The 19,669-nt window shown below is 67.9% G+C and carries 20 protein-coding genes; 8 read left to right on the top strand and 12 right to left on the bottom strand.

The window, feature by feature from the left end; all coding sequences use genetic code 11:
- Positions 1 to 109 precede the first annotated feature (109 nt).
- Both ACAM49_RS01200 and ACAM49_RS01195 read left to right on the top strand, forming a co-directional pair.
- Positions 110 to 526 carry a DUF6153 family protein gene (locus ACAM49_RS01200; protein WP_369633561.1) on the top strand — a complete coding sequence of 139 codons (417 nt, stop codon included), beginning with the start codon at positions 110 to 112 and terminating at the stop codon, positions 524 to 526.
- Between the two features lie 46 nt (positions 527 to 572).
- Positions 573 to 2,123, top strand: a complete 1,551-nt coding sequence (locus ACAM49_RS01195; protein ID WP_369633560.1) for a multicopper oxidase family protein — start codon at positions 573 to 575, stop codon at positions 2,121 to 2,123.
- Here ACAM49_RS01195 and ACAM49_RS01190 read toward each other — a convergent pair.
- The 8 genes from ACAM49_RS01190 to ACAM49_RS01155 all read right to left on the bottom strand — a co-directional run bounded on the left by ACAM49_RS01190 (position 2,111) and on the right by ACAM49_RS01155 (position 9,824).
- A complete protein-coding gene (locus tag ACAM49_RS01190; protein ID WP_369633559.1) occupies positions 2,111 to 3,055 on the bottom strand; it encodes a lysophospholipid acyltransferase family protein in 945 nt (314 codons plus the stop codon). The genes ACAM49_RS01195 and ACAM49_RS01190 overlap by 13 nt on opposite strands.
- 18 nt (positions 3,056 to 3,073) lie before the next feature.
- A complete protein-coding gene (locus tag ACAM49_RS01185) occupies positions 3,074 to 3,922 on the bottom strand; it encodes a GNAT family N-acetyltransferase (protein WP_369633558.1) in 849 nt (282 codons plus the stop codon).
- Between the two features lie 277 nt (positions 3,923 to 4,199).
- Entirely contained in the window at positions 4,200 to 5,237 is a 1,038-nt protein-coding gene (locus ACAM49_RS01180; protein WP_369633557.1) for an S-adenosylmethionine:tRNA ribosyltransferase-isomerase, read from the bottom strand.
- Entirely contained in the window at positions 5,234 to 5,923 is a 690-nt protein-coding gene (locus ACAM49_RS01175; RefSeq protein ID WP_369633556.1) for an SDR family NAD(P)-dependent oxidoreductase, read from the bottom strand. Before ACAM49_RS01175 ends, ACAM49_RS01180 begins: the two co-directional genes overlap by 4 nt.
- Positions 5,924 to 5,993: 70 nt before the next feature.
- Positions 5,994 to 6,755 carry an ABC transporter permease gene (locus ACAM49_RS01170; RefSeq protein ID WP_369633555.1) on the bottom strand — a complete coding sequence of 254 codons (762 nt, stop codon included), beginning with the start codon at positions 6,753 to 6,755 and terminating at the stop codon, positions 5,994 to 5,996.
- The gene (locus ACAM49_RS01165; protein WP_369633554.1) at positions 6,752 to 7,768 is read right to left on the bottom strand and encodes an ATP-binding cassette domain-containing protein; all 1,017 of its coding nucleotides are present in this window, start codon (positions 7,766 to 7,768) and stop codon (positions 6,752 to 6,754) included. The genes ACAM49_RS01170 and ACAM49_RS01165 overlap by 4 nt, the downstream gene beginning before the upstream one ends.
- A 73-nt stretch (positions 7,769 to 7,841) precedes the next feature.
- Positions 7,842 to 8,450 carry a PadR family transcriptional regulator gene (locus tag ACAM49_RS01160; protein ID WP_369633553.1) on the bottom strand — a complete coding sequence of 203 codons (609 nt, stop codon included), beginning with the start codon at positions 8,448 to 8,450 and terminating at the stop codon, positions 7,842 to 7,844.
- 78 nt (positions 8,451 to 8,528) lie between these two features.
- Positions 8,529 to 9,824 (bottom strand): NAD(P)/FAD-dependent oxidoreductase, encoded by a 1,296-nt coding sequence (locus tag ACAM49_RS01155; protein ID WP_369633552.1) that lies wholly within the window; start codon positions 9,822 to 9,824, stop codon positions 8,529 to 8,531.
- A gap of 113 nt (positions 9,825 to 9,937) precedes the next feature.
- On the opposite strand from ACAM49_RS01155, the gene ACAM49_RS01150 reads away from it, so the two are divergent.
- Together ACAM49_RS01150 and ACAM49_RS01145 are read left to right on the top strand one after the other, a co-directional pair.
- Positions 9,938 to 10,798, top strand: a complete 861-nt coding sequence (locus ACAM49_RS01150) for a LysR family transcriptional regulator (RefSeq protein ID WP_369633578.1) — start codon at positions 9,938 to 9,940, stop codon at positions 10,796 to 10,798.
- Positions 10,799 to 10,865: 67 nt separating this feature from the next.
- Complete coding sequence (locus ACAM49_RS01145) at positions 10,866 to 11,300, top strand: DUF1707 domain-containing protein (RefSeq protein ID WP_369633551.1); 435 nt, start codon at positions 10,866 to 10,868, stop codon at positions 11,298 to 11,300.
- Between the two features lie 25 nt (positions 11,301 to 11,325).
- Here ACAM49_RS01145 and ACAM49_RS01140 read toward each other — a convergent pair whose 3' ends face one another.
- From ACAM49_RS01140 to ACAM49_RS01125, 4 genes are all read right to left on the bottom strand, one after another.
- On the bottom strand, positions 11,326 to 12,267 hold the full coding sequence (locus ACAM49_RS01140) for an aminoglycoside phosphotransferase family protein (RefSeq protein WP_369633550.1): 942 nt from the start codon (positions 12,265 to 12,267) through the stop codon (positions 11,326 to 11,328).
- Positions 12,267 to 12,845, bottom strand: coding sequence for a hypothetical protein (locus ACAM49_RS01135; RefSeq protein ID WP_369633549.1), 579 nt, complete (start codon positions 12,843 to 12,845; stop codon positions 12,267 to 12,269). The genes ACAM49_RS01140 and ACAM49_RS01135 overlap by 1 nt, the downstream gene beginning before the upstream one ends.
- 108 nt (positions 12,846 to 12,953) lie before the next feature.
- The gene (locus ACAM49_RS01130; RefSeq protein ID WP_369633548.1) at positions 12,954 to 13,913 is read right to left on the bottom strand and encodes an electron transfer flavoprotein subunit alpha/FixB family protein; all 960 of its coding nucleotides are present in this window, start codon (positions 13,911 to 13,913) and stop codon (positions 12,954 to 12,956) included.
- A gap of 36 nt (positions 13,914 to 13,949) precedes the next feature.
- Positions 13,950 to 14,735, bottom strand: a complete 786-nt coding sequence (locus tag ACAM49_RS01125) for an electron transfer flavoprotein subunit beta/FixA family protein (RefSeq protein WP_040811281.1) — start codon at positions 14,733 to 14,735, stop codon at positions 13,950 to 13,952.
- A gap of 190 nt (positions 14,736 to 14,925) precedes the next feature.
- On the opposite strand from ACAM49_RS01125, the gene ACAM49_RS01120 reads away from it, so the two are divergent.
- From ACAM49_RS01120 to ACAM49_RS01105, 4 genes are all read left to right on the top strand, one after another.
- On the top strand, positions 14,926 to 15,708 hold the full coding sequence (locus tag ACAM49_RS01120) for a class I SAM-dependent methyltransferase (protein ID WP_369633547.1): 783 nt from the start codon (positions 14,926 to 14,928) through the stop codon (positions 15,706 to 15,708).
- Positions 15,705 to 17,237 (top strand): 1,4-alpha-glucan branching protein domain-containing protein, encoded by a 1,533-nt coding sequence (locus tag ACAM49_RS01115; RefSeq protein WP_369633546.1) that lies wholly within the window; start codon positions 15,705 to 15,707, stop codon positions 17,235 to 17,237. Before ACAM49_RS01120 ends, ACAM49_RS01115 begins: the two co-directional genes overlap by 4 nt.
- A complete protein-coding gene (locus ACAM49_RS01110) occupies positions 17,234 to 18,496 on the top strand; it encodes a glycosyltransferase family 4 protein (protein WP_369633545.1) in 1,263 nt (420 codons plus the stop codon). Before ACAM49_RS01115 ends, ACAM49_RS01110 begins: the two co-directional genes overlap by 4 nt.
- A 255-nt stretch (positions 18,497 to 18,751) precedes the next feature.
- Positions 18,752 to 19,648: a hypothetical protein gene (locus ACAM49_RS01105; protein ID WP_369633544.1), complete on the top strand. Its 897-nt coding sequence runs from the start codon at positions 18,752 to 18,754 to the stop codon at positions 19,646 to 19,648.
- The last annotated feature ends 21 nt before the right edge of the window (positions 19,649 to 19,669 follow it).

Raw genomic sequence — 19,669 nt, 5'->3', positions numbered from 1 at the left:
ACGGCGAAATCCCCTAATGCGCCCCCACCGCCGCGCGCCAAGTCACCCACCCAACCGGCCCGGAGCGTGACGCAGGATACCCCGTGGGGGTTCCGGTAGAGTGGGGTTCGTGGCTGCTCAGCGCGCATCGCGACGAGCCTCCGGATTGGTCCGGTGGCTCGGGGTGCTGGCGCTGTTGGCCGGTATCGCGGCCATGCATGCCGGGGTGTTCTCCGTCGTCTCGCACGAGATGGGCGTCGCGCACGCGATGGGCGACGGCCCGGCGAGCGTGATGGCGGTTGCCCATCACGACGGTGCCGCACCGCACTCCGACGAGCAGCCCGCACCGATCCACGTGAGCCATTCATGCGAGGCGTTCACCCTCGCCGCCACCGCGTTCGCGATCGGCCTGGTGCTGCTCGGCTGGATCAGCCGCCCGGCGGACGACGATCGTCCACTGCTCCCCCGCACCCGCCGCGAACACCGGGAACGCCCGCCGCCGTGGACGGTCCCCTCCCTCTCGCAACTGTCGATTCTCCGCATCTGATGACCTCGCGCGCCCGCGATTCGTTCATCAACCAAGGAGATTTCGCATGCCCTCGAACGGTTTTCCCACCCTCGCGCCGATGAACCGGCGCGGCTTCTTCGCCCTCGGCACCGGCCTGGCCGCGGCCGCCGCCCTCGCCGCGTGCGGCAAGAACGCACCGAGCGCACCCGCGCTCGTGCGACCCGATTCCGATGCGGTCCGCAATGCCGAGAACGCCCGCCGCGTGGCGGGCGCGGCCACCCGCGAGGTCGCGTTGCGCGCCGAACCCGCCACCATTGACCTCGGCGGCATCCAGGTGAACACCTGGGCCTACGGCGGCGCGCTGCCGGGCAAGGAGATCCGGCTCGCCAAAGGTGAAGTGCTGCGCGCGGATCTGACCAACGCCCTGCCCGCGCCGACGACCACGCACTGGCACGGGCTCGCGCTGCGAAACGACATGGACGGCGCGCCCGACGTGACCCAACCCGCGGTCGCGCCGGGCGGCACCTTCCGCTACGAGTTCACGGTGCCCGACGCCGGAACCTACTTCTTCCACCCGCACGTCGGGGTGCAACTCGATCGCGGCCTGTACGCGCCGCTGATCGTGGAGGATCCGGCCGACGGCAAGGACTACGACCTGGAAGCCGTTGTGGTGCTCGATGACTGGCTCGACGGCGTCAACGGCCGCGATCCGGATCAGGAGCTGCGCAAGCTCCAGGAGCAGGGCATGGCCGGAATGGACATGGGCGGCATGGACCACGGCGGCATGAATCACGGTGGCGGCATGGGTATGTCGAGCGATCCCGACGCGCCGCTCGGCTCCGACACCGGCGATGTGAAGGACTACCCGTACTACCTGGTCAACGGCCGGATCGGCACGGACCCGGTCACTTTCACCGGCCGCCCGGGCCAGCGGATGCGCCTGCGCATCATCAATGCCGCCTCCGACACCGCCTTCCGGGTGGCCGTCGGCGAGCACCGGCTGCGCGTCACGCACAGCGACGGCTACCCGGTGCAGCCCGCCACCACCGACAGCCTGCTGCTCGGCATGGGCGAACGCTTCGACGCCATCATCGATCTCGCGGACGGCGTCTTCCCACTGGTCGCCTCCGCCGAAGGCAAGACCGGTCAGGCCTTCGCGCTGATCCGGACCGGCGGCGGCACCGCCCCGGCCGCCGATATCCGCCCGGCCGAACTGTCTTCGCCGCCGCTGACCGGCGACCGACTGATCGCCGCCGAAGCCGTGCGACTACCCGCGCGCAAGCCCGACCGCGTCCTGGACGCGATCCTCGGGATGGGCAAGGGCAAATACGTCTGGACCATCAACGGCAAGGCCTACCCCGACCACGACATGCTGAATGTGTCTCAGGGCGAACGGATTCGGCTCCGCTTCGTCAACAACACCATGATGTTCCACCCGATGCATCTGCACGGCCACACCTACCAGGTGGTGACCCCCGCGGGCACGGGCCCGCGCAAGGACACCTCCCTGGTGCTGCCCATGCAGACCGTCGAGGTCGACTTCGACGCGAACAATCCGGGTCAGTGGATGATCCACTGCCACAACGCCTATCACGGCGAGGCCGGGATGATGAGCATCCTGTCCTACATGCGCTGAGCGACCTCCGGCCGCTCTTCGACGGCCTGCCGCACCGCGCCCGTGCCGATCGCCTCGAGATTCTCGCTCCCGTGGATCACGTCGGTGAAGGCACGGGCCACGGTGTCGTCCTCGAGCGCCCGCTCGCAGCGGCGCGCCAGCTCGAAGCGGTCGGTGTCCGGCAATTCCAAAGGCTGCAAGGTGATTTCGGCGACGACCCCCTTGGAGCGCAGCACGCGCCGCATGGAGTCGCCCAGCGAGTCGACGCCGACGAAACCGGGCACCGTGGACAGCTCGCCGTCATGACCCAGGTAGCGCAGGCGGATCGGCTGCACCGGAGCCTCGGCGTCGATGGCGGCCTGGAACAGGGCCGGGCGCAGCGTGCCGTGGGCGCGGCCGCACCAGGTGGTGCCCTCCGGGAAGAAGGTGACCCGGTCACCGGCGCGCAGCCGGTCGGCCATGGTCGCGATGACGCCCGGAAGCGCCCGCAGCCGTTCGCGTTCGATGGGAATCACGCGCACCCGCTTGGCGACCTCGCCGAGCATGGGCCAGTCGATCAGGTCGGCGCGCGCCACGAAACCCATGGGGTCGACGGCGGTGAGCGCGACGATATCGGTCCAGCCGATGTGCCGGGCCGCGATCAGCACGCCGCCGTCGGCGGGTACCTCACCGCGGTTGTCGATGATGCGGACGCGAATTCCGCAGCAGGCCAGCAGGGTTCGCGCATAGCGGCGCTGCAGGGCGGCACGGCGGCTGCGCGGGGTGGCGAAGTGCGCGAGCGGGAAGCTCAGCAGGACACCGGCGATACCGGCGATCCGGGCCGCCACCCGCAGCGTGCCCGCCTCCGCTTCAGCATCGACACACGAAGGGCCGCAAGGGCTGTGGGGCATCCACGCGTGCGCGGTGGCCTCGGCGGGCGGACAGGACAGGGAACCGGTCTCAGGGGCGAGCAAGGCTGGCATCATGGGGCATCACCGGGCATCCAGGCTGTTGGCCGCGCCCTGCAGGCGCTCCAGGTAGCGGGTGTTGATGGTCGAGAGTCCGAGCAGCGCGACGAAATCGGCCACCGCGAACTCCGGATCGTGGGCGGGCTCGCCGCAGATCTCCGCGCCCAGGCGCAGGTAGCCGTTGAGCAGCGGGGGCAGCTTCGGGCGGGCCGGGGCGTCCAGCTCGTCGAGGGTGCGGCCGTCCACGACGACCGGGTTGTACGGGCGCACATGGCGTTCCGCGTCCAGCGCGTGCTTGCGCAGGAGCAGGTCGCGAACACCGCGCACGTTCACGCCCAGCTCGTCCTCCGGGTTCATCCGCATGGGCACCGACACGCAGCCCATCACCCAGTCGTATCCGGTGAGCTGGATGTAGTGCAGGATGCCCGCCCACATGAGCGTCAGCACCGAGCCGTTGCGGTGATCGGGCACCACGCAGGCGCGGCCCATCTCCACGATCCGATTCCCGGTGGGATCCAGTGCGGCCAAATCGAATTCGGTGGCGGAGTAGTAGCCGCCCGCCGCGGCGACCTGGTCCGGGGGCAGCATGCGGTAGCAGCCGACGAACTGATCGGTGAGCTCGTCGCGCACCAGCAGGTGATCGCAGTGGTCGTCGAACCGGTCGGCGTCCAGGCCGGTGCCATTGTCGGGAATGGTGAATCCCGGCTCGTTCGCGAACACCTGGTAGCGCAGGCGCTGTGCGGCCTCGCGATGCTCGGCATCGGAGGAGACGACCAAGGAGTATTGGGACCGCCCGGTGGTGCGGGGCGCTTCCGGAGCGGGCTTCGACGCGGCTGCTAGCAGGCTGGAATTCGACGCTGCCATGGTGGTCATAGGCTTGATCAAGCCAGTCCCAGACTGCGCTGGAGCGACAGCCGCATTACCTGTCGATGCCAGTCCGGTGAACGCGACGCAGACCGCACCCGGAGTTCATCCGAACGCCTTCAAACGTTCTCTACCAGGACAAACGCTCGTATTCTGCCGGGGTACCGGCGGGTAACGAACCCGGGGACGACCCCGCCGACGGACCGGGCGAGCGCCCCGCAACAAGCGGAAGAGGCAAGCGTACGCCCCCGATCCGAGCCCCGCACCGGCGGGCCCGGATCGCTGTTCATCCCCGGAACAGCAGCGCCGAATCCCCGAATTCGTGCCACAGATAACCGGACTCGATGGCCACCCGATACACCTCCCGCACCACGTCCGCCCCCGCCACCGACTCCAGCAGATGCAGATGCGAAGCCCCCGGCGCATGCCAGCCGGTGATCAGCCCGTCCACCACCCGCGCCGCCCGCGTCCCGTCCAGCACCAGATCCGTCCATCCGGCCGCCGCCCGCACCAGACCATCTGTGCCCGTGGCGGTTTCGAGCGCCCGCGTCACCGTGGTCCCCACGGCCACCACCCGTCCGCCCTCGGCGTGCGTCGCATTGACCAGTCTTGCCGTCATCTCCGGCACAGAGAACCGCTCCGGACTCGGCGGCTCCCCGCCTTCCGGCGAGGAAACCCCCGTGTGCAGCGTGATCGGCGCGAGGCCCACTCCGCCCGCCACCAGCTCGGTCACCAGTTCCGTTGTGAACGGCCTTCCGGCACTAGGCATTTCGGCGCTGCCCGGCTCGCGCCCGAAGACGGTCCGATAGTAGGAGGAGGACCATCGCTCGGTCACGTAGGAATACGAGATCGGACGGCCGTACCGGGCGAGCAGTTCGGGCACGTCGATATCCGCGACCTCCGCGACCCACAACCGGTAGGCCCCGGGCAGCCAGGGTGCGTGCAGGATCGCGGTGTGGCCGCCCGGAAGCCGCACGCGCGCACCGAAATCCACCGCGGGACCATGCCAGGGCACGCCCGAGGGATCCCGCAGTTCGACCGCCCAGCCGCCCTCGTCGAGGCTGGTCGAGAAGTGCAGGACGGCGGCCTCGCCGCCGTACTCCGCGTCGACGGCCGCGTCGATCATGGCGGAGTTGTTGACCACCACCAGGTCTCCCGGACGCAGGAATGACGGCAGTTCGCGGAATCGAGCGTGGGTCAGCGTGCCGCCGTCGGCCACCATGAGGCGCACTTCGTCCCGGGCCAGGCCGCGAGCCTCCGGCGGACTGGTCGCGGACAGGTGGTCGGGGAGGGTGAAGGTGATCGGGTCCAAGGAGATCGTCATGACGACACCGACAGCTCGGAGGCGATGTAGCGGCCGCTGGGCGGACGGGTATCCAGCAGGTGGAGCAGGGCGGGGACAACGGTTTCCGGTTCGGGACGGTCGGAGATGTCCTCGCCGGGGAAGGCGGCCTGATGCATTTCGGTGCGCATATCGCCGGGGTCGAAGCTGTAGATACGCAGCGACGGGTTCTCGGCGGCGAGGACATTGGTGAGCTGGTCCAGGGCCGCCTTCGAGGCGCCGTAGCCGCCCCAGCCCTCGTATCCGCCGATCGCGGCATCGGAGCTGACACTCACGGCGACCCCGTCCGCGGCGCGCAGCGCGGGCAATGTGAGCTGCAGGATCGCCAGCGGCGCAATCACATTGGTGGTGAAGACGGCGGCCAGCTCGTCGAGCGGATACCGCTCCAGCGCGGGCAGCGGGCTCGGGCCGAGGGCGCTGGCATTGTTGAGCACCAGGTCCAATCCACCCTCGCCCACCGCCGCCGCGATCCGCTCCCGGACCGCTGGATCCGCGACATCTCCCGCGATGGCTGTGGCGCGGGTCGCGGACCGGACTGTCTCCAGCCGATCCGCACCCCGCGCCACAAGGATCAATTCCCAATCTCGCTCGGCGAGCGCGAGCGCGACCGCTCGGCCGAAGCCCGCCGACGCCCCGGTGATCAGGGCTCGTTTGCTGTTTTCAGGCATACCGCCATCGTGAAACCTGAACTTCACTCGAGGTCAATGAGTTTCTCCCGGAGCGAATCCGGAATCCGACTCAGGCGTTCTCCCGGGCGAAGCTGCGGGCCGCGATCACGACCAGCACCACCGACACCGCCAGCGTCACCACGGTCCCGATGTAGACCTCGTTCGCCCCGAAGTCCCCGCGGAACAGCGCGCGGGCCGCATCCACGGTGTGCGAGAACGGATTCGCCTTGCCGATGTTCTGCAGCCACTTCGGCCCGACCGTCAGCGGCAGCAGAATGCCCGACAGCAGCATGATCGGCACCGAGACCGAGTTCAGCAGCGAGGCGAGCGTGTCCTCCGACCGCGCCCACAGCCCCAGCGCGTACGACGCGGCGGCCAGTCCACCGCCCATGACGGCGATCAGCAGCAGCGACAGCACCAGTCCCAGCGGATTCGGCCGCAGCCCGAAGGCCGCCGTGGCCACGCCGACCAGCACCAGCGCCTGCACGACCAGCACCGTCATATCCTTGAGCACCCGGCCCAGCAGCAGCGCGCCGCGCGGGGCGGGCGTAACCCGTTGCCGCTCCACGACTCCGGCCCGCAGTTCGGCCACGATGCCGAAACCGACGAACAACGCACCGAACAGGCCGGTCTGGATGACCAGCGCCGGGGTGAGGATCTTCCACGGGTCGGCCCCCGGCCCCAGCGAGGGCGCGATGCCCTTCACCAGCGGACCGAACAGCACCAGGTAGATGATCGGCTGCATCAGCCCGATGATCACCCACACCGGGTTGCGCAGATTGGCGCGCAGCTGCGACCAGTAGATCAATCCGGTATCGCGCAGGAATGTCATGACCGGTCTCCTTCCCGGAGCGAACGCCCGGTGAGCGTGAGGAATACGTCGTCGAGGCTGGGCCGCTTGACGGTGAGCGAACCGGGCGTGATGCCCTTGTCGCCGAGCGCCGCCAGCAGCGGAACCACCGCGGCGTCACCGTGTTCCACGGTCAAATGCACGAGACTCGTTCCGGTACGCCCGCTCTCGTCGGTACGCAGCTTGGACCGCAGCTCCAGCACCTCGGACGCGATCTCCAGAGCCAGATCCGCACTGGCGGAATCGATTTCGAGGCTGATCACATCACCGGAGATGCGTCGCTTGAGCTCGTCCGGGGTGCCCTCGGCGACGATCGTGCCGTGATCCATCACCAGGATGCGGTCGCACAGCGCGTCGGCCTCCTCCAGGTAGTGGGTGGTGAGCACGACCGTGGTGCCCTCGTCCCGCAGCCGCCGGATGTGATCCCACAGGTTGGCGCGACTCTGCGGATCCAGCCCGGTGGTGGGTTCGTCGAGGTAGATGAGGGTCGGGTGATGCACCAGCCCGAGCGCGATATCCACCCGCCGGCGCTGCCCGCCGGAGAGCTGCCCGCACTTGCGCCGCTCCAGCCCGTCGAACTCCAGCGCCTTGGCCAGCTCCGCGGCATTGCGCTTGGCCTCGGCCTTGGACACCCCGAAAAGCCGCGCCTGCAATACCAATTCGTCCTCGACCAGCTCGAGTTCATTGGTCGATCCGCCCTGCGGCACGTATCCGATGCGGGAGCGCACGGTCCGCGCCTGGGTCCGCAGGTCCGCGCCGACCACGGTGGCCTCGCCCGCGGTGGGCGAGAGCAGGGTCGAGATCATCCGCAGGGTGGTGGTCTTGCCCGCCCCGTTGGGGCCGAGCAGACCGATGATCTCCCCGTAGTGCACGTCGAAGTCGATACCGGTAACCGCTTGCACGTCACCGGTTTTGGTCTTGAATGTCCGGGCCAGCCCACGAACCCGGATCACCGGATCGGTGGGTTCACCACGGACGGGTGATGTCGTTTCCACCCCACCACGGTAGAAACGACACACCCGCTTAGTCAAGCTTGATTATTAAACGTTGATTGCACGCCCATGCGGCTTACCGGACCGGCGGCGGACCTCCCCAGGTGTCCGACCACACATCCAATTCGCCGCTCTCGATCCGCGCCAGCGTCCGGCGCGACCACTCCAGATCCGCCCGAATGTGGTCCGACGTCAACCGGATCCCATCCGCCGCGTGATGCGGGATCGTGTCCCGCGGATCGCCGCTCCCCGCCAGAATCCGCTGTTCCTCGCGGTCGTAGCGGACCAGATCCGACTCGAACTTCAGAATCCGGGCCCGCAGCGCGGCGATCACCTCATCGCGGGGCGCGGAAGGAAACAGCGCCACCGGCGCGACATACGGATGCTTCGGCGAATCCGTGTCGTACAGCGCCTCGCGCAGCATCTCCCCGAACTGCTTCTCCCCCTCGGCCGTCAGCCGATACGTCGTCCGCTCCGGCCGCGCCCGCTCCTGACCGACCCCCTCGACCGAGATGAGCCCGTCGCGCTGCAACGTCTTCAACGCGCCGTACACCGACCCGGGCTTCACATTCGCCCAGTCATCGGCCTGCCAGGACAACAATTCGCGCCGGACGTCGTAGCCGTGCACGGGTTGCAGCATGCGCACCACCGCCAGCACGAGCAATCGGGTTGTAGGGACAGCCATAGTCGCAGATTAATCCTGTCCCACAACGCCAACGAGCCGCCCGGGTCGATGCCGGGCGGCTCGTTCGGATCAGGATGGTCAGGCCGCTGCGCGCGGCTGCTCCAGAACCTTTGGCGCGCGGTCCTTCTCGACCTCGTTGAAGCCGGGGCGGCCGCTGCCGATGAAGGCGATCAGCCAGGAGGCGACCGCGGCGAAGCGGTTGCGGAAGCCGACCAGGTAGAACAGGTGGACAGCCAGCCAGGTGACCCAGGCCAGGAAGCCGGTGAACTTCACCTTGTCATTGATCTTGGTGACGGCGCTGAAGCGGTTGATCACCGCCATCGAACCCTTGTCCCAGTACTTGAACGGGGTGGCCGCGGGCTTCTTGCCGCGGATCATGTCGGCGACGTGGCGGCCCTCCTGCATGGCGACCGGCGACTGGCCGGGGTAGCCGTTGAGGAAGGTCATGTCGCCGATGGCGTAGATGTCCGCGTGGCCGCCGACGGTGCAGTCCGGATTGATGAGAAGCCGTCCGGCGCGGTCGGTCTCGCAGCCGGTCGCCTCGGCCAGCACCTGCGCGAAGCCGCCGGCCTGCACGCCCGCCGACCACACCACGGTCTCGGCGGCGATGCCGCGCTCCACGCCGTCCTTGCTCTTGACGGTGACCTTGCCGGCCTCGATATCGGTCACGAAGGTGTCGACCAGGACCTCGATGCCGCTCTTCTCCAGCGACTGCTTCGAATATTCGGAGAGCCGACCGCCGAAGGGCGGCAGCACGACACCCGCGCCCTCGACGAGAGTGACCGTATCCTCCAGGTGGAAGTATCTTTTCGCGAGTTCCTTCAGCTGGCCCGCGACCTCGACGCCGGTCGCGCCCGCACCGACCACCACGAAGCTGAGCAGGCGGCGGCGGGTCTCCGGGTCGGCGGTCTTGGCCTGCTCGAAGACGCGGGTGATCTGCGCGCGCAGGGCGCGGGCATCGTCGATGGTCTTGAGCGAGAAGGTCTTGTCCGCGAAATCGTCACGGCCGAAGTAGGACTGGCTGGCGCCGGTGGCGGCGATGAGCTTGCCGTACCGAATCTTGCGCGGGCCCTCGGGGGTTTCGTAGGTGAGGATCGCGTTGGGAGCGTCGATCGCGGTCACCTTGCCCAGGCGCGCTTCGCCGTTCTTGTGCTTGCGGAGGATGTTCTGAATCGGAGGAGCGATCTCGTCGGAGGCCAGCACACCCGTCGCTACCTGGTAGAGCAACGGCTGGAAAAGATGCTCGGGGGTACCCGAGATGAGGACGTAGCGAACTCCCGACTTGTTCAGCTGCTTCGCGGCGGCCAGCCCGCCGAAGCCCGATCCGACGATGACGACATCGGCGGTTTCGATATCCGCCTCCAGGTTGTACATGACTGCTCCCTTCTGTCATGACTAACCGTGATTCGGAACGCGGTTGTTCCAGGGGTCAGGGCGCATAATCAAGATGACTCTTATCTACGTTGATCATGAATTGGAGAGATGCCGTGGAGCTGCGCCAACTGGCCTACTTCGTGGCGGTCTGCGAGGAGCTGAGCTTCAGCCGGGCCGCGAGCCGCTGTTTCATCTCGCAGTCGGCCATCAGCCACCAGATCGCCAGGCTGGAACGCGACCTTGGCGTGAACCTCTTCGAACGCTCGACAAGATCGGTCGTACCCACCGACGCGACCACTCGGCTACTTCCCCTTGCGAAGCAAATGCTGAGCCTGGAATCCGCCATTCGCGCAGCTGTGCGGGCCTCCGGCCCGCGTATTCGCCTGGCGGCCAATATGAGCTTCGCAACAAGATCGCTGTCCGCCATCGCCGGAGCACGCGAGGCGCATCCCGGCGCGGAGATCGAATTCGTCATCAAGCCCTTCCGCCAGCGCATTCAGGCGGTGGCCGACGGGGACTGTGATCTTGCTCTCATCCGGGGCAGCGTGGACCAGCCCGGGCTGAGCGTGCAGCAGCTCTGGGTCGAGGATCCGGTCATCGCCACCTCCACCTCGCACCCGCTCGTGCAGCGCGGCGGGGATGTCACGCTCGCGGAATTGGGGGCGTATCCGCTGCTGCTGCCGCCGGAGTCGGAACAGGTGCTGCTGCACAATGTGGTGCGCGCGGCCTTCGCCGATCTGCCCACCGGTCCGGTCTTCGGGCCGCCGATCCCGCCCGACCACACCGCCACCATGGAGCTCATCAACCGGCCCGACGCGTGGACGATCCTCTACGCCGACACCCAGATCGAGGGCATCGCCACCCTGCACCTGACGGGTCACCCGCTGCGCATCCCGGTCTCCGCGGTCACCCGCAGCGAGGGTCGCCCCTCGCCCATCGTCACCACACTGCTGGCGGCGCTGCACTCCTCATGAATAAATTCGTCTGAGTCACTGCGCAATTGGCCGGGCGCGACGCCGCTCGCCGTCCTACGCTGGGTGCGTGGGGCAGGAGAGCATGCGCGCTTCCGACAAGGACCGCGAGCAGATCGTCGACAGGTTACGGGTCGCGATGGACGAGGGGCGGATCTCGCTCCACGAATTCGATTCCCGGTTGCAGCAGGTGTATTCGGCCAAGACCTACGGCGAACTCAGCCCGATCCTGTCCGACCTACCCGTGCAACGGGTTCCGGGTCGCGCCGCCAAGACCGATCCCGGCAGCGTCCCGGTCTGGGTCAAAATCATGTGGACGCCCTGGGTTTTCGTGAACCTGCTGGTCCTGGTGATCTGGTTCGCCACCGGCATGGGCACCTTCTGGCCGATCTGGGTGGAAGCGCCGTGGGGCATCGCCCTGCTCATCCCCACCACCATCGGCATCCTGGTGCAGCGCGACTCGAACCGCCGCCGCGCCGAACGCGAACAGTTCCGGCCGCAATAGCTTTCGAGCCGCGCACAGGCTCTGATCAGGCCAGCGCCGTCGTGACCGCGAGATGCAGCCGCAGATCCTCGGGCTCCTCGTCCTCGACGGCCCACACGATCTCCTCCATCGACCGCATGAACGCCCACGCCTGCGCCCGCTCGACCGGGACCTCCAGCGCAGCGGCGGTCCGCTCGACCACTGCCCGCGCGTGCTCCGGCGTCGGATCACTCTGCACCTGGATCATCACCAGGAATCCGGCATCGAACGCGGCCTCACCCAGATACGCCTTCGGGTCGATGAGCAGCCACGGCTCTCGCTCCGCCGCAACAATATTGCCGAGGTGCGTATCTCGATTGACCACCAGCAACGGCCCTTCCGGCTCCGTGAGCTGGGCGCACCTTTCGGCAGCGCGATCCAGCAGCCGGGTCGAAATCACCTCGGCGACTTCGGCCTCCGGCTTCCCGAACATGCCCTCCCACTCGTCGACCATCCCGGCGGCCGTCGGCAGCGCCGGGAATCCGGCGGGCACCGCGACCGGCTCGCGCCGCAGCCGCCGATACAACCGGCACGCCTGCTCGACCTTCCCGATGTTCTCCGGCCGCCCCTCGAGGCTCGGGAATCCGGGCTGGTACAGCAATTCGGTGCCGGGCCGCGCCCATTCCAGCAGCATCGCCCCACTCGCGGAATCGAACTCGTACAGCCGCACGGCCCCGTCCCCGCCATAGCAATACAGCCCCGTCGGCTCCCCGACGTTCTCCTCGTCGACCACCGGCACCTTCAAGACCGCCACCGACCCATCCGCCCGTCGCACCGGCGCGACCCACGAATGCGTTCCCCCGCCGAAGCTCTCCCCGACTATCTCCAATTCCCACCCGGCACAAAGCCGTTCGACCAGCCCCGGCAGGTCGGCCAGCCACTTCGGCCCTCGCTCCCCGAAAGCGGTCGCGATGGTCTCCTCGACATTGCTCGGCAGTGAGATCGACATCAGTCCAGCTTGCCACCGACGCCTTGCTCGGCAACTCCGGCAGCCACCTCGTCGCCCGGCTCCACAGCTGATTCCCCCTCGGGTTCCGGGGCGGCGGGCGGTGCCGGTTCGGGCACCGGGGTTTCGTGCACGGTGCGCCAGAGGTGGGTCCGCCCGTCCGTCACCAGTACGGCCGTCACCGTGCGCCTGCCGGTTTTCACAGCGCCGATGCGGTTCTCAGCGACGAAGCGGACCACGATGAGCTGCCCGCTCCGGGCGATCTCCGCGATATCGGAGACCTCGATCTCCACTCCCGCCAGCGCATTTCGCGCCGACCACATCCCCGCCAGGAACGTCTCCCGATCCACCGCCTGACCGGTGGTCACCACCGAGGTGAACTGCTCGTCCAATGCCCCCGAGATCCGGTCGAACACCTTCGGCAGCGCATCCGACCCGAGCCACTCGGCCAGATCGAAATGCAATGCCTCGATGACATCCTTCAGCTCGACGCCCTCCGAACGGACCTCGTCCGCCTCGTCAGCCCGCCGGGATGCGGGCGCCTCGGCCCGCCCCCGCCGAGGATCGAATCGCCCACGCACGGGGCAAGCGTGCCCGACCCGGCGGCGGCTGTCCATATATGCAAATGTCCCCCGGCCGTTTCCGGCCGGGGGACACTCGAATTGTCTTTCACCGCAAGGGCGAAACCCTTAGCCCTTGTGAGCCTTCACGGCCTCGGTGAGCTGCGGGGCGACATTGAACAGGTCGCCGACGATGCCGTAGTCCGAGATCTCGAAGATCGGGGCCTCTTCGTCCTTGTTGACGGCCACGATGGTCTTCGAGGTCTGCATGCCGGCGCGGTGCTGGATCGCGCCGGAGATGCCCAGGGCGATGTACAGCTGCGGGGAGACCGTCTTACCGGTCTGACCGACCTGGAACTGGCCCGGGTAGTAGCCCGAGTCGACGGCGGCACGCGAGGCGCCGACCGCGGCACCGAGGGCGTCGGCCAGCGGCTCGACGACCTTGCCGAAGTTGTCGGCCGAGCCGACACCGCGGCCACCCGAGACCACGATGGAGGCCTCGGTCAGCTCCGGACGGTCGCCGCCCACGATCGGCTCACGCGAGACGACCTTGGTGACGCCCTCTTCCTGCGCGGGCAGGTCGACGACGACCTTCTCGCCGGCGCCGGCCTGCGGGGCCGCCTCGACGGCGCCCGGACGCACCGAGATGACCGGGACATCGCCGGTGGCCTTGGCATCCACGGTGAACGCGCCACCGAAGATGGAGTGCTGCACCGAGCCGTCACCGTTCACGGCGATGGCGTCGATGAGCAGGCCGGAACCGATGCGGGCGGCCAGGCGACCCGACACCTCCTTGCCCTCCGCGGTGGCGGCGACCAGGATCGCGGCCGGGGCGGCGGACTCGGACAGGCCGGCGAGGACGTCGACCTTCGGGGTCACCAGGAAGCCCTCGGCGTCGTCACCCTCGGCGACGTAGATCTTCTCGGCGCCGGCGGCGGCGAGCGCCTCGGCCAGCTTGTCGGCGGTGCCGGGGGCGGCGACCACGACGGCGGCCGGGGTGCCCAGCGCGCGGGCGGCGGTGAGGAGTTCGGTGGTGACCTTCTTGGGCGCACCCTCAGCGTGCTCCACGAGCACGAGTACTTCTGCCATTGTTCTTTCTCCTGAAGTTCGTTCGGCTCGGGGGACTTAGATGATCTTCTGACCGACGAGGTAGGTGGCGATCTGGTTGCCGCCCTCGCCTTCGTCGACGATCTTCTCGCCCGCCGTGCGCGCCGGCTTCGGGGTCACACCGGTCACCTGGGTGCCGGCGTTCGCAACGCCCACGGTCTCCGGGTCGACGCCCAGATCCGCCAGGGTGAAGGTCTGAACTTCCTTCTTCTTGGCGGCCATGATGCCCTTGAAGGACGGGAAGCGCGGCTCGTTGATCTTCTCGGTGACCGAGACGATGGCCGGCAGGGAGGCCTCGAGCTTGAAGACGCCCTCGTCGGTCTCGCGCTCGCCGGCGATGCGGTCGCCGTCGACGGTCAGCTTGCGCAGGTGGGTCAGCTGCGGCAGGCCCAGGTACTCGGCGATGATCGCCGGAACGGCGCCGGCGCGACCGTCGGTGGCCTCGTTGCCCGCGATGACCAGCTCGATGCCCTCGATCTGGCCGAGAGCCGCGGCCAGGATGTAGGCGGTCTGCACGGCGTCGGAGCCGTGGATGGCCGGGTCGTTGATGTGGATGGCCTTGTCCGCGCCCATGGAGAGGGCCTTGCGGATGGCCTCGGTGGCCCGGTCCGGACCGGCGGCCAGCACGGTGACCTCGCCGCCCTGCGCCTCCTTGATCAACAGCGCCTCCTCGACGGCGCGCTCGTTGATCTCATCGAGGATGGCGTCGGCGGCCTCGCGGTCGAGGGTGTAGTCCCCGCTGGTGAGCTTGCGCTCGGACCAGGTATCGGGAACCTGCTTGATCAGTACGACGATGTTCGGCATGGGTCTTCGTCGACCTCCTGTTCTGGTGGCACTGGGGTGGCGGTCGCACGAGTTCGTCACGTACGTCCACAAGTAGCTCGTTCGGGAGATTACCCTACGTTAAGTTACTCGTGGGTAACTTACGGTGTGAGTTTCTGCATCGGTTGATCCGGTCGCGGGTGTGATATGTGCAACCGCTAACGTCGGAGCGGTGAGCGACGCCGTGACACCTGTTGAAAACCCCACCGATCCCCTGCCTTTGACCGGTGAGCGGACCGTGCCCGGCATCGCCGAGGAGAACTACTGGTTCCGGCGGCACGAGATCGCCTATGTGCGGATGCTCGAGCAGTGCCGAGGCAAGGTCGTGCTGGAGGCCGGCAGCGGAGAAGGCTACGGGGCCAACATGATCGCGGACGTCGCGGCGCAGGTCACGGGCCTGGACTACGACGAAAGCGCGGTCGCGCACGTGCGGGCCAAGTACCCGCGGGTGGAGATGGTGCAGGGCAATCTCGCCGATCTGCCGCTGGCCGACGACTCGGTCGACATCGTGGTGAACTTCCAAGTGATCGAGCACCTTTGGGATCAGGCGCAGTTCCTGCGCGAATGCCTGCGGGTGCTGCGGCCCGGCGGCAAGCTGCTGATCTCGACGCCGAACCGGATCACCTTCTCGCCGGGGCGCGATACGCCGCTCAACCCTTTCCATACGCGTGAGCTGAATGCGGCGGAGATGACCGAGCTGCTCGTCGAGGCGGGTTTCACGGTCGAGCTGATGGCGGGCATCTTCCACGGGCCCGAACTGGTGGCGCTGGACGAGAAGTGGGGCGGGTCGATCATCGACGCGCAGATCGAGCGGGCGCTCGCGGGTGAGCCGTGGCCGGCGGATCTCGCGGCGGATGTGGCCGCGGTGCGCATCGAGGACTTCGAACTGCTGGCCGATTCCGAGCGCGATATCGATGCCAGTTTGGATCTGGTCGCCATCGCGGTGAAGCCGTGAGCGAGAACGTTTCCCAGGTACCGGGGCAGTTCACCCTGGTGCTGCACTCGCATCTGCCGTGGCTGGCGCATCACGGGCGGTGGCCGGTCGGCGAGGAGTGGCTCTACCAGTCGTGGGCGGCGTCGTATCTGCCCGTGGCGAAGGTGTTGAGAACCCTTGCGGCCGAGGGGCGTTCGCATCTGATCAGCCTGGGGATCACGCCGGTGCTGGCGGCGCAGCTGGACGACCCGCACTGCCTGAAGGGCATGCATCACTGGCTGGGCAACTGGCGGCTGCGCGCGGACGAGGCGTCCATGGCGGGCAATACGGCGCTCGGCGGTCACGAACATCGGCTCGCATCAGCGGCTTTGGCGGATTTCGAGACGCGGTGGCGGCACGGGGCCTCGCCGGTGTGGCGGGAACTCATCGACGCCGAGGCCATCGAACTGCTGGGCGGGCCGCTGTCGCATCCGTTCCAGCCGCTGCTGGATCCGCGGCTGCGGGAATACGAGCTGGTCGAGGGACTGGCCGACGCGCAGGCGCGGTGGGGGCACACGCCCGCGGGGATCTGGGCTCCCGAATGCGGATTCACGCCGGGGATGGAGCGGACCTACGACAAGGTCGGCATCTCGCATTTCATGGTCGACGGTCCGGCGCTGCGCGGCGACACCACGCTCGGGCGTCCGGTCTGGGATTCGGATGTGGTGGCCTTCGGGCGCGATCTCGCCGTGAGCTACCGCGTGTGGTCGCCGAAATCCGGGTATCCCGGGCAGCCCTACTACCGTGATTTCCATCACTATGATCACGCCACCGGGCTGAAACCGGCGCGCGTCACAGGCAAGACCGTCGCCGGCGCGGACAAGGCCCCTTACGATCCGGAACTCGCGGCCGCGGCCGTCGAGAAGGACGTCGCGGATTTCGTGGCGACCGTGCGGGAACGGTTGATCTCCGAGTCCGAGCGCATCGGCCGCCCGGCGCTGGTGGTGGCCGCGTTCGACACCGAATTGTTCGGGCACTGGTGGCACGAGGGCCCGCAGTGGCTCGAACAGGTGCTGCGCGCGCTGCCCGAGGCCGGGGTCACCGTCGGCACCCTCGCCGACGCCCGGGCCCGCGGCTACGTGGGCGAACGCGTCGAATTGGCCGACTCCTCGTGGGGTTCGGGCAAGGACTGGCGGGTGTGGGCCGGGGACCAGGTCGCCGATCTGGTGCAGCTCAATGCCGAGGTGGTGCGGCTGGCGCTGGACACCCTCGACAAGATGCGCGTCGACGCCAGCGGGCTGCGCGACCGGGTCGCCGATCAGCTGCTGCGGGAGGCGATTCTCGCCGTCTCCAGCGACTGGGCGTTCATGGTGTCGAAGGATTCCGCGGCCGGATACGCGCGCGACCGCGCCCATGAACACGCACACGCCGTGCGCGAGATCGCCGCGGCGGTGGCCGCCGGGCAACTCGCCAAAGCGGGGCAGTTGGCGGCAGGATGGGTGGCGGCCGACGGACTCTTCCCCGCGCTCGACGCGCGCAGGCTCGGCCCCGCTTCAGAAGGACCCGCATGAAGATCTTGATGGTGTCGTGGGAGTACCCACCCGTCGTAGTCGGTGGGCTGGGCCGCCACGTCCATCACCTGGCCGTCGAACTGGCCGCGGCCGGGCACGAAGTCGTCGTGCTGGCGCGCCGGCCGATGGGCACCGACGCCACCACCCACCCGACCCACTCGTTCATCGAGGAGGGCGTGCTGGTGGTGGCGGTCGCCGAGGACCCGCCCGCCTTCGACTTCGGCGAGGACATGCTGGCCTGGACACTGGCCATGGGACACGCCATGGTGCGGGCGGGCATTGCTTTGAACAAGCCGGGGATCGGCGAGGGCTGGACTCCGGACGTGGTGCACGCGCACGACTGGCTGGTCGCGCATCCGGCCATCACGCTGGCCGAGTATTACGACGTGCCTTTGGTTTCCACCATTCACGCCACCGAGGCCGGGCGGCACAGCGGCTGGGTCTCCGGACGCGTGAACCGGCAGGTGCATTCGGTCGAGTGGTGGCTGGCGCACGAATCCGACGCGCTGATCACGTGTTCGGAGTCGATGAAGGACGAGGTGCACCGGCTCTACGGGGCCGAGCGCGTCCCGATGACGGTGATCCGCAATGGAATCGACGTGGGCGCGTGGACCTTCCGCGAACGCGCTCCGCGCTCCGGGCCGCCGCGACTGCTGTATGTCGGCCGTCTCGAATACGAGAAGGGCATCCAGGACGCGATCGCCGCGCTGCCGCGCATCCGCAAGGCGCATCCGGGCACCACGCTGACCGTCGCCGGTATCGGCACCCAATTCGATTGGCTGCGTGAGCGGGCCCGCGTCCACCGGGTGGCACGCGCGGTCAACTTCGTCGGCAAGCTCGACCACACCGACCTGCTCGGCTGGCTGCACAGCGCCGACGCGATCGTGCTGCCCAGCCGCTACGAGCCCTTCGGCATCGTCGCGCTGGAAGCGGCGGCCGCGGGTACACCGCTGGTGACCTCCACCGCGGGCGGCCTGGGCGATCTGGTCACCGACGGCGTCACCGGCGCGTCCTTCGAACCGGCCGACGTGAATGGTGTTGCGGAAGCGGTCATCTCGGTCCTCGACGATTCGGCCGCGGCCCAGGACCGCGCCTGGTCGGCACGCGAACGGCTCACCGCCGACTTCGCCTGGGACGTCGTCGCCCAGGAGACCGCCCTGGTCTACCAGTCCGCCAAGCGCCGTGTCCGCACCCCGCTGGGCCGTCCGGTCATCACCGAACGTCCACTGCCGGAACGGGATCCGAACCAGCCGTACTGAGCGACCCGCCGGGTCCGCAGGATTCGCGAGGGACATCCATTTGCCCTGAATTGGAACATGTTCTAACCATGGGTGGGTGACCCGTGTACAGCGAGGTGATTCCGGCGTTGCGGAACGCCTACTACTGGAACGAGATCCGAACCAGCCCTAGTGAATCGCGCCCAGGACCCGCCGACCCGGACGATGAATCGGGCGAGTTCGGACCTGCTCGCCCGGTCCGCACATATTTTCGATTCATGGTCATACCGTCAGCACGTGGTCAGTTCGAAGCACGAGGCGATGCATCGGCTCTTCCAGAGCCATCCCGAGGTATTCGAGCGCGCCTTTACCGCGCTGAATCTCCCATTTCCCAAACCCCTTTCGGTCGCCTTGCTGCCGAACGACCTGACCGAGATCGAGCCCTTGGAACGACGTGTGGACACGCTACTGCGCGTCGACACCGACGAGGGACCGTTCCTCTTGTTGGTGGAGGCTCAAGGCCGCGACGACAAACGGAAGCCGAGCTCGTGGGCCTACTACCTTGCGCACGTGTATGCGAAATATGATCTGCATCCGGTCCTGCTGGTCGTCTGTCAAGACACCGCGACCGCATCCTGGGCGGCAGGGCCGCTTCGCATCGGCCCGCGCCAGTGGACCAGCCTTGTCGTACATCCTCTGGTCTTGGGCCCGCACAACGTCGCTCCGCTGACTGATGTGGGTGATGCTGTCAACGACATCCCGCTGACCACTCTCTCCGCCATCACTCACGCCAACGATGCGAATATCGGTGACATACTGAAGACGCTTGCCACCGCATTACAGAAGATCGACGAGGACGACGCCCTGATCTTCGCTGAACTCACCGAACTCGGACTGGGCAAGAGCCCGGCTGGCAACCTCTGGAGACAGTTGATGACCGTGGACCTCTCATTCTTCCGCTCCGAAACATCCCAACGCCTCCGTGCCCAAGGCCGCAACGAAGGGCTCGCAGAGGGACGTACCGAAGGGCTCGCCCAGGCTGTTCTTCACACTCTCGAACGCCGCGGAATCGCAGTATCCGGCGACGCACGCACACGGATCATGTCCTGTGCAGAACCCGAGCGTCTACTGAACTGGCTGGACGTGGCCACGACCGCCGCCGAGGTTGACGAGCTCTTTCGAGACGAGTCGTAGCCGTCTACACGGCACTGTAGC

This window comes from Nocardia sp. JMUB6875 (assembly GCF_041154655.1).
Classification (GTDB): Bacteria; Actinomycetota; Actinomycetes; order Mycobacteriales; family Mycobacteriaceae; genus Nocardia.
The sequence above is the reverse complement of the archived record's forward strand: the minus strand, read 5'-3'. Positions and strand labels throughout refer to the sequence as shown.

Excerpts from the sequence above, each read along its gene's own strand:
- ACAM49_RS01195 (WP_369633560.1), top strand. The coding sequence starts at position 573 with ATGCCCTCGAACGGTTTTCCCACCCTCGCGCCGATGAACCGGCGCGGC.
- ACAM49_RS01185 (WP_369633558.1), bottom strand. The coding sequence starts at position 3,922 with ATGACCACCATGGCAGCGTCGAATTCCAGCCTGCTAGCAGCCGCGTCG.
- ACAM49_RS01180 (WP_369633557.1), bottom strand. The coding sequence starts at position 5,237 with ATGACGATCTCCTTGGACCCGATCACCTTCACCCTCCCCGACCACCTG.
- ACAM49_RS01175 (WP_369633556.1), bottom strand. The coding sequence starts at position 5,923 with ATGCCTGAAAACAGCAAACGAGCCCTGATCACCGGGGCGTCGGCGGGC.
- ACAM49_RS01170 (WP_369633555.1), bottom strand. The coding sequence starts at position 6,755 with ATGACATTCCTGCGCGATACCGGATTGATCTACTGGTCGCAGCTGCGC.
- ACAM49_RS01160 (WP_369633553.1), bottom strand. The coding sequence starts at position 8,450 with ATGGCTGTCCCTACAACCCGATTGCTCGTGCTGGCGGTGGTGCGCATG.
- ACAM49_RS01155 (WP_369633552.1), bottom strand. The coding sequence starts at position 9,824 with ATGTACAACCTGGAGGCGGATATCGAAACCGCCGATGTCGTCATCGTC.
- ACAM49_RS01140 (WP_369633550.1), bottom strand. The coding sequence starts at position 12,267 with ATGTCGATCTCACTGCCGAGCAATGTCGAGGAGACCATCGCGACCGCT.
- ACAM49_RS01130 (WP_369633548.1), bottom strand. The coding sequence starts at position 13,913 with ATGGCAGAAGTACTCGTGCTCGTGGAGCACGCTGAGGGTGCGCCCAAG.
- ACAM49_RS01125 (WP_040811281.1), bottom strand. The coding sequence starts at position 14,735 with ATGCCGAACATCGTCGTACTGATCAAGCAGGTTCCCGATACCTGGTCC.
- ACAM49_RS01110 (WP_369633545.1), top strand. The coding sequence starts at position 17,234 with ATGAAGATCTTGATGGTGTCGTGGGAGTACCCACCCGTCGTAGTCGGT.